The following is a 12,184-nucleotide window of genomic DNA, read 5'->3' on the forward strand; positions in this document are numbered from 1 at the left end:
GTTCAGTCGGAACAAAAAATGCGTTCCGGTTAGAGAACGTCTATCACACTGTTCAGGTGTCCCGGTCCGGACCGCTCAGCTGGGCCGGAGTGCGGACTCGTCGACGTCGTCGACGGCGTCGTAGCCCGCGAGCGCGACCGTCAGGTCGAGATCCGCGAGGAAGTTCTCGCAGACCGTCGCCACACCGTCCTCACCGGCGAGTGCCAGCCCGTACACCCAGGGGCGACCGACCGAGACCACGTCGGCGCCGAGCGCGAGGGCGACCACGGCGTCGGCCCCGCGGCGGATACCCGAGTCGAAGACGACGGTGGCGTCCTCGCCGACAGCTTCGACGATGCCGGGGAGCTGGTCGAGCGCGGCGACGGCGTTGTCGACCTGTCGGCCACCGTGGTTCGAGACGACGACGCCCGCCGCGCCGTGGTCGACAGCCGCTCTCGCGTCGTCGGGATGGAGGATGTCCTTCGCGACGACCGGGAGGTCCGTCAGCTCGGCGATCCAGGCGAGGTCGTCCCAGGTGAGCGTGGCGTCGGAGAACACCTGCACGAACTCCTGGGCTGCGGCGCGCGGGTTCGCTTCGGGCGGCTGGGCGAGCCGGTCGCGGAACACCGGGTCGCTGGTGTAGTTCGCGATGCCGTCGCCGTCGAGGAACGGCAGGAAGCCGCGGTCGATGTCGCGCTCGCGCCAGCCCAGATGGGGCGTGTCGAGTGTCACGACGATGGCGTCGTAGCCGGCGTCCTCGGCGCGCTGGACCAGACTCCGCGTCAGCTCGCGGTCCTCGCTTGCGTAGAGCTGGAACCACTTCGGCGTCTCACCGAGCGCGTCGGCGACATCCTCCAGTGGCTCGGACGCCTGCGTCGAGCAGACGTATGGAACGTCCCACTGGGCCGCCGCCCGGGCGCTCGCGAGGTCGCCGTCCTCGTGGACGATACCCTGCGCGCCGATAGGTGCGAGGAGGACGGGGACCGCGAACTCCTGTCCGAGCACGGTCGTCGAGAGGTCACGTGTCCCCGTGTCACGCATGACCCGTGGGACGATGCGGTAGTCGTCGAACGCCCGGCGGTTGGCCCGCATCGTGGACTCGCCGCCGGCCCCGCCGGCCACGTAGTCGTACGCCCGGCCGTCGAGCTTCTCCCGGGCGCGCTCGGCGAGTCGGTCCGGGTCCACGGGGATATCCGGGACGGTTCCAGTGAGCATCCCCGTCGTGTAGACGCTCGTTTGACGGTGCCGTCCGTACGGTGTCGAGGCGTCCTCGTCGTCGACCATACGGAGGAATCGGCGGGTCGTCGCTTCAGTCTAGGGGCGCTCTACCGCCCGGGCGTCTACACCGTGCCGGGCGAGCCGTCGCCGAAGCCGTCATCGCCCTCGTCGGCGGGCGTGCCCTCCTCGAAGCCGTCCTCGTCGTCGAACCCGCCGGGGCCGCTGTCGTCGCCGGGGGTCGCACCGCCGGAACCACTCTCGTCGTCCGGTCTGCGGTCCGCAACGAGGTCGTAGTCCGGCAGCAGGTCGCCGAGGACGAGCAGCCCGTGGTAGCGGTGGTACGACTCGACGGGTACGAGGACGACGGCCCAGACCGCGAACAGCGCCACGGCGTAGACGGCGCCGACCACGACGACGGTGGCGGCAGCGAGCAGACCCGGCGTCGTCGAGAGGACCGCGAACACGCCGAACACGACCAGTGCAGCCGGGATGAACAGCACGAGCGCGGTCACGCCGAGGACCATCGTCGCGGCGGTACCGGTGACCAGCCGGATGACGTAGCTGATGACCGCGAACCCGATGTACTCCACCGTCTCGTCGGTGATGGACGGCCAGAGGGTCCGCCAGCCGTCGAGGACCCCGCAGTCGTCCGCGAGCATCACCGGGACGACGAAGGCGCTCGTGAACCCGTTGAGGATGCCGACGACGAACGCGAGGATGAGCAGGAGCGGGATGGCTGCCAACAGGAAGAGGAGCCCCAGCTCGGCCCCGGTTCCGAGCAGGAAGGGGACGAAGAACGCCGCGACGACACCGAGGACGACGAGCAGCATCGGCAGGGACACGGCGAGCCGGAAGCCGAACAGCCGGAGCCCACGCCGCCAGTACTCCCCGAGGTTGTGTCTGATGCGGATCTCGCCGCTGACGAGCGCCTCGACGAAGACGAACTCCATGATGGCGCCGAGAGCACCGAACAGGAGGAAGAACCCGAGGACGGCCACGACGAGCCCGCCAACGGCGAGGAGCAACTCGCCGTCGGTCAGCGTCAGCCCTAGGTCGCCGCCGCCACCGCCACCGCCGCCGCCACTCGACCCCGCGAAGTTGAAGGCGTAGGACGGGAAGCCGGTGCCGCCGCCGACGAACAGCACCACGAGCGCGAGCTTGAGCCAGCGACGCAGGTCGAAGGGGAACAGCAACCCCTTCGTCACGTCGATGGCGTCGTCCAGTTCGTCTACTGCGTGGAGGGACATGTCCGAGCAATTCGCTGGCACTACCATAGATGTACCGGAGAACCGACAGGACTCGGTGCCGGACCCGGAACACGTTTCCGCCGACCGGCCGTGGTGACCACCATTCGATGGCAGACGTACGACGGATACAGGTGTCGGGCGGATCGGACGGTAACGCCGAGGGCGGCAACAGCGCGTACCTGCTGCCCGACAGGGGTGTCCTCGTCGACCCCGGCCCGCCGACCGAATCGGCGTGGGACCGCCTCCACGACGGCATCACCGCCGCCGGGCTCGCGCTCGCGGATATCGACCACGTCCTCGTCACTCACTGGCACGCCGACCACACGGGGAACGCGGCACGCCTCCACGAGGCCGCCGACGCGACCCTCGCGATGCACGCGCACGATGCGCCGCTCGTGGCTGACTACGCGGCGGAACGGGAACGCCGCCTCGACCGCGACGCGGCGACGCTCGAACGCTGGGGGGTCTCGGCGGACCAGGTCGCGACGCTGGTCGACTTCGACAGCCCATCACCCGTGCCCGACTCGGTCCCCGTGCACGAACTCACTGACGGCGGGAGCGTCGCCGGAATAGAGGTCGTCCACACACCGGGCCACACAGCCGGGCACGCCGCCTTCGTCCTCGACGACGTGGGGTTCGTCGGCGACGCCGTCTTGCGGACCTGCACGCCCAACGTCGGCGGCGGCGACACCAGACAGGACGACCCGCTGACGGCGTACCGACGGACCCTCTCGCGGCTCGAAGCGCGGGTCGAGGTCGCCCGGCCCGGCCACGGCGAGTCGTTCCCGCTCGCGTCGCGCGTCGCCGAACTCCGCGCGCACCACCGCGAGCGCTCCGGTCGCGCGCTCGCTGCACTCGCGGCCGTGGAGCCGGCGACGCCGTGGGCACTCGCCGAGCGGCTGTTCGGCGAGATGACGGGCTATCACGTCAAGTTCGGTGCCGGCGAGGCGTTCGCGCACCTCGAACACCTCCGGCACGCGGGGCTGGTCAGCCGGGTCGACGACGACCCGCTGGTGTACGGGACGGACCACGACGGTAGCATGGACCCCGCTGAGGCCGGTGTGGCGGCCTGGGACTCCGAAGTGCCGAACTGACGGCTTCCCGAAACAGCTGGTGGCTCCCCCTGCTCGACCGACCCCTCGGAGACGACACGCCCGACGAACAGGTCGACCTCGAATCGCGCCGGGGGGACGCCGACGAGGCCTGCTGGGCAGGCCTCCCCCGATTCGGATTCCGCGACCCGAACCACGAAGGGGTCGGCCCACGTGTTGCCGGTATGCCAGCAGCAGTCGTCACCGGCTCCTCACGTGGTCTCGGCCGTGCAATCGCGCTCCGCTTCGCCAGCGACGGCTACGACGTCGCGGTGAACTACCACAGCAGCGACGAGGCCGCCGCCGAGGTGGCCGACGCGGTCCGCGAGCGCGGACAGGAGGCCGTCGTCGTCGGCGCGGACGTCTCGGAGCCCGACGGTGCCTCGCGGCTCGTCGAGACCGCGGCCGACGAGTTCGGCGGCGTCGACCACGTCGTCAACAACGCCGGCATCGACCAGCACGTCTACACCGAGTCGCTCTCCCCGGCCGATTTCGACCGCATCATGGACGTGAACGTCAACTCCGCGTTCAACGTCACGAAGGCCGCGCTGTCGTATCTGGAGGCCTCCGACGACGACCCGTCGGTGACGAACGTCTCCTCCATCCTCGCACACACCGGCGCGCCCATCGAGTGCCACTACGCCGCCTCGAAAGGTGCGCTCATCTCCCTGACGAGGAGCCACGCCGGGGACTTCGCGCCCGGGATCAGGGTGAACGCCATCGCGCCCGGCCACATCGAGACGGACATGACCGCCGACCGCACGCCCGAGGAGAAAGCGGAGGAGATGGCGGGCATTCCGGTCGGTCACTTCGGCCAGCCAGCGGACATCGCGGAGGCCGCCGCGTACCTGCGTGACGCGACGTTCGTGACCGGGGAGACGCTGAACGTGAACGGTGGCGAGCGGATGGGCTAAAATCCGTTCGGGACGTTCGCGGGCCGCACGTTTTCCGGTCGGGTGAACACGAGCTACCTACCGATTCCGGTACGCCCGCAACCCGGCCTCCAGCCGGTCGAACCCCTCGTGCAGTCGCTCCTCGGAGTTGGCGAACGAGAGACGGAGTCTGCCCTGTCCGGTGTCGCCGAAACCGCTTCCGGGAGCGAGGACGACGCCGTGCTCGCGGAGGAGGAACTTCGCGAGCGCGAGGTCGTCCTCGACGCCGGGGTCGAGGAAGGCGTAGAACGCACCCTCCGGCCGCGGCGCGGTGAGGCCGTCGATGGCGTCGATGCGGTCGACGACGAGGTCGCGGCGCGACTCGAAGGCATCGTACATCGCCTCGACGGGCTCCTGCGGGCCGGTGAGCGCGGCGATGGCGGCGTGCTGGGCGACGCTGGAGGCGCAGGCAGTCGTGGACTCGTGGGTCTTGACGACCTCGTCGACGAGGTGCGAGTCGCCGGCCAGCCAGCCGAGGCGCCAGCCCGTCATCGCGTACGTCTTCGAGCACGAGCCGACCGTGAGCACGTGGTCGGGGTGGTCCGTGAGGGCCGCGATACCCGTCGGGTCGCCGTCGTACGACAGGCCGAGATACACCTCGTCGGCGATGACGTACGCGTCGTGGTCGGCGGCGGCCGCCACGACCTCGCGGCACTCCTCGGGGTCGAAGACGCGCCCGGTCGGGTTCGACGGCGTGGTGAGCACGACCGCGGCGGTGTCCGTGCCCATCGCGTCGATGACCCGGTCGGCGTCGAGATCGTAACCGTCCTCGGCGGGCATCGGAACCTCGACGAACTCGCCGTCGGCGAGCGTCGCCTGCGTCTCGTAGTTGGGCCAGGTCGGCCCGGGAACGAGGAGTTCCTCGCCGGGACCGACGGTGGCGAGGACGGCGAGGTGGAGTGCCTCCATCCCGCCGACGGTGACACAGACCTCATCGGGGTCGTGGTCGACGCCGTACTGCTCGCGCATCGTGTCCGCGATTGCCCGGCGGCACTCGGGGAGTCCGGCGTTCGCGGTGTAGTGTGTCTGCCCGGCGCGGGCGGCCTCCGTGGCTGCGTCGACGACGTGCTCGGGCGTGTCGAAATCCGGTTCGCCGACCTCCAGCCTGACGAGGTCGCCGTCGTGTCGCTCCGCGAGGTCGAACATCACCCTGATGCTCGACCGTTCGACCGCCTGGACGCGCTCGGTTGGTCCTCTCATACCGGGGGATGTGCCGGCGGCGAGAAAAGCGATTGGGAGCCGGTGGTCTGGACGGGAGTCAGAGCGCGTCGAGTCGGTCGGGGGCTGCCGGGTCGTGGCCGGTCAGCATGACCGCGTCGTGCCGGCGGCGCAGGTCGGCGAGCCGGTCCAGACTGTCGAACCAGTTCTGCTTGTTCCAGACCAGCGAGCCGTCCATCGGGCGGCGGTCCGTGACGTTCTCGTCCACGAAGCCCACGTCGCCCGCCAGAATCACCGTGTCAGCGTCGCGGTGCAGCACCGTCGCGACGAGCCCGGGAGAGTGGCCGGGGAGACGGACGAGGTCGATGTCGCGGAACGGGGTGGCGCGGTCGCCGGTGAGGAGCTGCCAGTCGATGTCGTGGTCGAAGTCGCCGGCGAGGTAGGCGGCGTCGCCGGAGCCGGTCTTCGCACTCACGTACGCGAACGCGAACTCCTCCCGATGGACGTACACCAGGACGCCGGTGCCGGCGAAAGCACCGAGGCCGCCCGCGTGGTCGAGGTGCAGGTGGCTCTGGACGACGGCGTCGATGTCGGCGAGCTCGTAGCCCGCCGCGTCGAGGTCCACGGAGAGCGGGCGGAGCCCCTCGTGGGTGAACGCGTCGTACAGCTCGGCGGGCCAGTGCCCGTCGGCGGCGTCGGGATGCGACCCGGTATCCCAGAGGATGGTCGCATCGGGGTGCTCGACGACGACGTTGTAGACGGGACACTCGACGCGTTCGTGGACTGGGTCCGGTGTCGTTGCCGTCCCGAGGCCCACGTCCTCGAACAGGTAGCCCTCGTCGACGACGAGCCGGCCCCGTCGGACCGGGGTGAGCGAGATGTCGGCCATGGCGTCGGTCGGTGTGCCAGCATCCTCAAACCCCGGGGCGTGGGGAGACGGTCGGGACCTTGCCACTCGGCGGGGCGTCATCGCCACGTTCCGGCACCGACTTTTACCCTGGCCCCTTCGACCGAATCATGCTGGACGGATTCGAGCACGCGGCGGGGGCCCACTGCGGTTCCACGTCGCTGACCGACGTGGCGACGTACCGGCGGTGGGGGCTCTCCGAACCGATGTGCTTCGGCATCGGTGCCGGACTGGGATTCAGCTTCATCGAGTCCGAAGACGGCCCAACGAAGCAGTTCGTCGGCCGCACGCCGTGGCTGGAGACCGCCTTCCACGAACACCTCGGTGTCACGGTCGAACAGGGCTCCGAGCAGACCTTCGAGGCGGCGTGGGACGACGTGACCGCACACCTCGACGCGGGCCGCCCGGTCCTCCTGTTCGTCGACATCTTCTACCTCCCCTACTACGACTCGGACGTCCACTTCAGCCCGCACGTCGTCCTCGCAGTCGGCTACGACGAGGAGTCGGTGACGCTCGCCGACAGCGAACACGACGACCTCCAGCGACTCTCGCTCTCGAACCTCCGGACGGCGATGGGCTCGGAACACGGGTTCTTCGGCGAGCTGACGAACGACTGGCTGGTCGCGATGGACGACCCGACACGGTCTGTCGCCGACGCCGCCCGGGACGGCCTCCGGACGACCGCAGAGGCGATGCTCGAACCCGAATCGACGACCTGGGCGGGCGACGCGACGAACGGGCTCGACGGCCTGCGCGCGTTCGCCCACTCGCTCCCCGACTGGCCCGACCTGCCCGACGCTGAGTGGTGCACCCGCTTCGCCTACCAGAACGTCGAGAAGCGCGGGACCGGTGGGAGCGCCTTCCGCGGCCTGTTCGCCCCGTTCGTCGCGGAGATCGAGCCCGAGCTCGAGGCCGTCGACGACGCAGTCGTTACGGAGGCCCGTGGCATCGACGACGACTGGGGCACCGTCGCCCAGCACCTGAAGCAGGCCGGCCTCGCGGACGAACCCGATGAGAGCCAGCGGGCCTACGACGCCGCGAGCGAGGCTCTCCTGTCGGTCGGTGACCGTGAGGAGCAGCTGTACGAACGCCTGCTCGACCGGCTCTAGCTCGCCTCGCGTCGGGCCTCGACCGTGTCCTGGAGGTCCCGAACCCGCTCCTTGACCGCCGTGACGATGTCGTCCATATCGGTCCCACCCTGGTCGCGCTCCTCGTCCGGGTGTCCGAAGTAGTACGGCTTCGCCGGCTCGAGCTCCTCGATGAGCTTGAAGTTCACCACCACCCCGACGACGACCGCCGGTCCGCCGGTCGACGAGCGTCGCTGGAGCGATGCCGTCAGCGTGACAGGTCGACCTGTCTGACCGGACCGACGGATAACCATCGATTTGAGCCAGTACCGACCCCATAACGGGGTTACCTGTGTGAATAGATAACAGTATGCTTTATAATCCCTGGGTCGTTACGACACGACAACATGAAGCGACGGCACCTGCTCGGAGCCTGCGCTGGCGTGACCTCCCTTCTGGGGGGGTGTGTCAGCAGGGTCCAGGTGCCGACGGACGACGACCCCGACAGACGCAGGAGCAATCGAGTCAACCGCGGTGACCTGGTTCGACCCGAGGACGACTCCCTCCGGCGAGTCTCGGACCTGCCTCTCGCCTCGCTGAAGCGAGCACCGGCACCGCCGGAGGGCGAACCGCAGCCGGCCGAATCCCCGTCGAACGGTGGCGAACTCACCGTGACGGACGAGTACTGGCGCAACCGCACCCACGTGAGCGCCTACAGCATCGATGGGGTGGAAGTCGAGGTGTACCCCGACCAACCGGTCAGCGACTCGGACGTCGGGAAACTGTACGTCGCCCTGATGGAGTACCCTCGCCAGCAGGTCATCGCGGAAGGAATCAGCGAGCGGTTCCAGCGCTCCCAGCGACGGCAGTCCATCACAGTCGATTTCGACCTGTCCACGGCACCGCGGAACGACCGCCTCCAGTACGTCGTCTTCCTGCTACCCGGTGACGCGGACATCGAATCGGTCGACCCCAGCCGGGCGGAGTTCGTCATGGAGACCGACCCGTTCGTCGTCTACTCCGGCGAGAAACGCATCCGCCGGGCACCCTCCGGTGAGGAACCCGGGGAGACGACCAGCAGCCGCTACAGCCGGACGCCCATCGAAGGCGCGTACCTGCTGCGCATCGGCGGTCGAACCGCGGGCCGCGACTGGGACCTGAACCTCCTGGTGTTCAAGTCCGCACACGAGCAGTCTTGGCGCCGGCCCCGAGGCCGTGCGAGGCACGAGTACGTCACCGTCGAGCTGGTCAACGGGACCGCGAACGAGCTCGCGACGATCCTGTACGAGGAAGCGGAGTCCAACGGTGCGGCGAGCGAGAACGGGAGGGTCGAGTTCGCGGTGGACGTCGTCCAGTCCCTTCCGTACGCGTCCGACAGCGTGACCGCCGGCTTCGACGACTACACCAAGTTCATCCTGGAGACGCTGGTGGACGGCGGGAACGACTGCGAGGACACCGCTATCCTGCTCGCGTCGGTGCTCGAGACGCCGGTGTTCAACAACGACGCCGTGCTCATCCAACCCCCCGGCCACATGGCCGTGGGTATCTGGGGGCCGGAGCTCGAGGGCTACAAGTACCATCACGAGGGACGCAGGTACACCTACATCGAGACGACGAACCCCGGCTGGAGCATCGGCGACGCCCCGGAGGCGTACCAGGGCGAGCGTGCCGATATTCATCAGGTGTAGGCCGACGGCTGCGTCTCACGGAAAGATACAGGTAGCCTGGGTGAAAGTATCCTCGCAGGACGGGTATGAGCGAGACGAAAGAGATCGTACTTGGAGAGACAGTTGACGGGGCGGCAGTGGCGGTACCCGTCGTGGAACTGCTGACCGGACGCGGTTTCGTGACGGGCAAGTCCGGGTCCGGGAAGTCGAACTCGGCGAGCGTCATCGCCGAGGAGCTGCTCGAGGCTGGCTTCCCCCTGCTCATCGTCGACACCGACGGGGAGTACTACGGCCTGAAGGAGGAGTACGAGCTGCTCCACGCGGGGGCAGACGAGGAGTGCGACATCCAGATCGCACCCGAGCACGCCGAGCGGATGGCGAACCTCGCGCTGGAGGAGAACGTCCCCATCATCCTCGACGTGTCCGGCTACCTCGACGAGGACGAGGCGAACGAGCTCATCCTCGAGACGGCGAAGCACCTGTTCGCCAAGGAGAAGAAGCTGAAGAAGCCGTTCCTGCTCGTCGTCGAGGAGGTCCACGAGTACATCCCGGAGGGCGGTGGGATGGACGAGACGGGGAAGATGCTCATCAAGATCGGCAAACGGGGGCGCAAGCACGGACTGGGCATCGTCGGCATCAGCCAGCGCCCGGCCGACGTGAAGAAGGACTTCATCACGCAGGCGAACTGGATGGTCTGGCACCGGCTCACCTGGGAGAATGACACGAACGTCGTCGGGCGCATCCTCGGCAACGAGTTCGAGGAGCGCGTGACCGACCTCGACGCGGGCCAGGCGTTCATGATGTCGGACTGGGCCGAGCAGGAGGTCCAGACGGTGCAGTTCCGGCGCAAGCGCACGTTCGACGCCGGCGCGACGCCCGGCCTGGAGGACTTCGAGCGGCCGGAGCTGAAGTCGGTCAGCGACTCGCTGGTCGACGACTTAGAGGAGATCAGCGAGGAGAAGTCCCGGCGCGAGAACCGGATCCTCGAGCTGGAGGCGGAGGTCGAGAAGAAAGAGCGACGCATCGAGACGCTGGAGGAGGAGCTCGAACGTGCCAAGGACATCTCGAACGCCGCCAAGCAGATGGCCGACGCGGTCGCCGGCAACACGGGCATCGAGACGACCGGCGAGCAGTCCACGCTGCCGACCGGCGACGAAGGTACCGACGACGTGACCGACGCCGGCGACGAGGACCAGAGCAACGCCGAGATAGAGGCCGAGCGCAACGAGCTCCGTCGGCGGGTTCGCGAACTGGAGGGCGAGGTCGACCGGCTCGAATCGCGCAACGAGAGCCTGCGCGAGGAGGCCGAATCGCTGCGCGAGGGCGACGTCGACGCCGACGTCGTCCAGGACCAGCGCGACCGCATCGCCTTCCTCGAGACCGCCGTCGACCAGCTCCAGCGGCGGCGCTCCGGCCGGGCGGACGACGAGAAGTCGACGGCGGGTGACGAACTCGACGCCACGGCCGACCTGAGCGCGCTCGTACAGACCGACCCCGTCAGCGAACGCATCGAGCGGGCCATCCGCGAGGCCGACTGCAACGAGCGCTACACCTGGGAGGTCGTCACGGTGCTGCGGGAGAAGGCCCCGACGACCGTGAGCGACCTGTCGACGTTCGTTGACACGGGGAGCGACCGCATCCAGAGTGCGCTCACGGAGCTGCGTCGCGAGGGCGTCGTCGCCCGGGAGAAGTCGACGGGCGAGTATCGGCTCGACGAGTCAGCCATCCGGTCGATGGTGGCGACGGCTCGCGAACGCGAGGCAGTGTCGTCGTTGACGGGTCGGGAGCCGTAATCGCGGTCGAGCGAGGGCCGGCTCAGACCGACCGCTCGGCGGCGAGCCGCAGAAAGTTCTCGTACACTCGCGTCGCGTCGACGCCGTCGAACCCGTGGTCGCCGTCTTCCCAGCCGAAGTCGGCCACGAGGCGGTCACGGTACGCCGCAGTGAACTCGGGGTGGAACTGCACCGTCCACAGCGGCGCGTCGCGGTGTCGCGTGCCGAAGACGCGGCAGTGCTCGGCGGACGCGACGACGTCGAGCCCGTCGCCCGGCTCGGTGACGGCGTCGCCGTGGACGGCGGGCACGACGGGCTCGACGCCGTCGAACAGCGGGTCGTCGTCGAACTCGACATCCACCAGCGTCGCCGTGGTCCCGACGTGTTCGACCGTGCCCCCGAGGGCGGCGTTGACGAGCTGGTGGCCGAAGCAGACGGCGAGCGTCGGTATCTCGCGTTCGACCAGCTCGTCGACGAGCGCCATCTCGTCGTCCATCCACGGGTGCTCGTCTGCCTGATACACGCCGGCGGTGCTCCCGGTGAGGACGACCGCATCGACGCCGTCGAGCGTCGGTTCCTCGCCCTCGGGATAGCGCACGACGACCGGCTCGTCGAACTGAGCGAGCAGCGCCTCCTCGTGGTACTCCGCGTCGGTGTCGACCTCGTTCCGGACGACCAAGACGGTCTGGTCCGCCATCGGCTACGCGATACTGCCCACGTCGTCGATGGGCATCACCGAGTAGTCGACCGAGAGGATGTCCTTCGTGGCGCGGATCTTCCCGACGAACGTCGAGATGTCCGTGAGCCTCCCCTCGAGGATGAACAGCTCCATGCAGTAGTGGTCGCCGACGTGGTTGTGGACGTTCGAGGCGACGAGGTTCTCGTACTCGTGGCGGAGGTTCATCATCCGCTGTTCGACCTTCGAGGACTCGTAGTCGAACAGCACGGTGACGACACCGATGAGCTCCCTGTCCTCCAGTTTCTTGTCCTCGAACTCCCCGAGCAGGTTCCGGGAGGCCTCGCGGACGACCTCGCTACGGCCCGTGTAACCGTGTTCGTCCGAGAACTGATCGATTCGTTCGAGCAACTCCTCCGGCATGGAGACGCTGACGACGGTCATGTATTAACGGATTCGTCCAGATATAT

Annotated in this window: 12 protein-coding genes; 5 read left to right on the top strand and 7 right to left on the bottom strand. The window is 68.6% G+C overall.

Annotated features, from left to right (window positions below):
• Positions 1–75: 75 nt before the first annotated feature.
• Together NO978_RS01530 and NO978_RS01535 are read right to left on the bottom strand one after the other, a co-directional pair.
• A complete protein-coding gene (locus tag NO978_RS01530; protein ID WP_257297748.1) occupies positions 76–1,263 on the bottom strand; it encodes an alpha-hydroxy-acid oxidizing protein in 1,188 nt (395 codons plus the stop codon).
• A 56-nt stretch (positions 1,264–1,319) separates the two neighbouring features.
• Positions 1,320–2,444, bottom strand: coding sequence for a DUF4013 domain-containing protein (locus NO978_RS01535; RefSeq protein ID WP_257297749.1), 1,125 nt, complete (start codon positions 2,442–2,444; stop codon positions 1,320–1,322).
• 107 nt (positions 2,445–2,551) lie between these two features.
• Here NO978_RS01535 and NO978_RS01540 point away from each other — a divergent pair, with 107 nt between their 5' ends.
• The gene (locus NO978_RS01540; protein WP_257297750.1) at positions 2,552–3,538 is read left to right on the top strand and encodes an MBL fold metallo-hydrolase; all 987 of its coding nucleotides are present in this window, start codon (positions 2,552–2,554) and stop codon (positions 3,536–3,538) included.
• Positions 3,539–3,720: 182 nt separating this feature from the next.
• Positions 3,721–4,449 (top strand): SDR family oxidoreductase, encoded by a 729-nt coding sequence (locus NO978_RS01545; protein ID WP_257297751.1) that lies wholly within the window; start codon positions 3,721–3,723, stop codon positions 4,447–4,449.
• 57 nt (positions 4,450–4,506) lie between these two features.
• Here the strand turns inward: NO978_RS01545 and NO978_RS01550 are convergent, their stop codons facing one another.
• Positions 4,507–5,667, bottom strand: coding sequence for a pyridoxal phosphate-dependent aminotransferase (locus NO978_RS01550; protein ID WP_257297752.1), 1,161 nt, complete (start codon positions 5,665–5,667; stop codon positions 4,507–4,509).
• Between the two features lie 58 nt (positions 5,668–5,725).
• Positions 5,726–6,514 (bottom strand): N-acyl homoserine lactonase family protein, encoded by a 789-nt coding sequence (locus tag NO978_RS01555; RefSeq protein ID WP_257297753.1) that lies wholly within the window; start codon positions 6,512–6,514, stop codon positions 5,726–5,728.
• A gap of 128 nt (positions 6,515–6,642) precedes the next feature.
• Between NO978_RS01555 and NO978_RS01560 the strand changes: the two genes are divergently transcribed.
• On the top strand, positions 6,643–7,641 hold the full coding sequence (locus tag NO978_RS01560) for a BtrH N-terminal domain-containing protein (protein WP_257297754.1): 999 nt from the start codon (positions 6,643–6,645) through the stop codon (positions 7,639–7,641).
• Here NO978_RS01560 and NO978_RS01565 read toward each other — a convergent pair.
• Positions 7,638–7,913, bottom strand: coding sequence for a hypothetical protein (locus NO978_RS01565; protein ID WP_257297755.1), 276 nt, complete (start codon positions 7,911–7,913; stop codon positions 7,638–7,640). The two genes, NO978_RS01560 and NO978_RS01565, sit on opposite strands and share 4 nt — an antisense overlap.
• Positions 7,914–8,006: 93 nt before the next feature.
• Here NO978_RS01565 and NO978_RS01570 point away from each other — a divergent pair, with 93 nt between their 5' ends.
• A complete protein-coding gene (locus NO978_RS01570) occupies positions 8,007–9,287 on the top strand; it encodes a hypothetical protein (RefSeq protein WP_257297756.1) in 1,281 nt (426 codons plus the stop codon).
• Positions 9,288–9,352: 65 nt separating this feature from the next.
• On the top strand, positions 9,353–11,059 hold the full coding sequence (locus tag NO978_RS01575) for a DUF87 domain-containing protein (protein ID WP_257297757.1): 1,707 nt from the start codon (positions 9,353–9,355) through the stop codon (positions 11,057–11,059).
• Between the two features lie 22 nt (positions 11,060–11,081).
• On the opposite strand, the gene NO978_RS01580 is transcribed toward NO978_RS01575, so the two are convergent.
• A complete protein-coding gene (locus NO978_RS01580; RefSeq protein WP_257297758.1) occupies positions 11,082–11,735 on the bottom strand; it encodes a type 1 glutamine amidotransferase in 654 nt (217 codons plus the stop codon).
• A 3-nt stretch (positions 11,736–11,738) separates the two neighbouring features.
• On the bottom strand, positions 11,739–12,158 hold the full coding sequence (locus tag NO978_RS01585; protein WP_257297759.1) for a CopG family ribbon-helix-helix protein: 420 nt from the start codon (positions 12,156–12,158) through the stop codon (positions 11,739–11,741).
• Between the last annotated feature and the right edge of the window lie 26 nt (positions 12,159–12,184).

Origin of the sequence: Haloarchaeobius sp. FL176 (genome assembly GCF_024609245.1) — an archaeon.
GTDB lineage: Archaea > Halobacteriota > Halobacteria > Halobacteriales > Natrialbaceae > Haloarchaeobius.

Bases quoted from the DNA above. Each gene is read 5' to 3' on its own strand.
- NO978_RS01585 (WP_257297759.1), bottom strand. From the start codon at position 12,158: ATGACCGTCGTCAGCGTCTCCATGCCGGAGGAGTTGCTCGAACGAATC.
- NO978_RS01570 (WP_257297756.1), top strand. From the start codon at position 8,007: ATGAAGCGACGGCACCTGCTCGGAGCCTGCGCTGGCGTGACCTCCCTT.
- NO978_RS01555 (WP_257297753.1), bottom strand. From the start codon at position 6,514: ATGGCCGACATCTCGCTCACCCCGGTCCGACGGGGCCGGCTCGTCGTC.
- NO978_RS01545 (WP_257297751.1), top strand. From the start codon at position 3,721: ATGCCAGCAGCAGTCGTCACCGGCTCCTCACGTGGTCTCGGCCGTGCA.
- NO978_RS01575 (WP_257297757.1), top strand. From the start codon at position 9,353: ATGAGCGAGACGAAAGAGATCGTACTTGGAGAGACAGTTGACGGGGCG.
- NO978_RS01530 (WP_257297748.1), bottom strand. From the start codon at position 1,263: ATGGTCGACGACGAGGACGCCTCGACACCGTACGGACGGCACCGTCAA.
- NO978_RS01565 (WP_257297755.1), bottom strand. From the start codon at position 7,913: ATGGTTATCCGTCGGTCCGGTCAGACAGGTCGACCTGTCACGCTGACG.
- NO978_RS01580 (WP_257297758.1), bottom strand. From the start codon at position 11,735: ATGGCGGACCAGACCGTCTTGGTCGTCCGGAACGAGGTCGACACCGAC.
- NO978_RS01540 (WP_257297750.1), top strand. From the start codon at position 2,552: ATGGCAGACGTACGACGGATACAGGTGTCGGGCGGATCGGACGGTAAC.
- NO978_RS01550 (WP_257297752.1), bottom strand. From the start codon at position 5,667: ATGAGAGGACCAACCGAGCGCGTCCAGGCGGTCGAACGGTCGAGCATC.
- NO978_RS01535 (WP_257297749.1), bottom strand. From the start codon at position 2,444: ATGTCCCTCCACGCAGTAGACGAACTGGACGACGCCATCGACGTGACG.
- NO978_RS01560 (WP_257297754.1), top strand. From the start codon at position 6,643: ATGCTGGACGGATTCGAGCACGCGGCGGGGGCCCACTGCGGTTCCACG.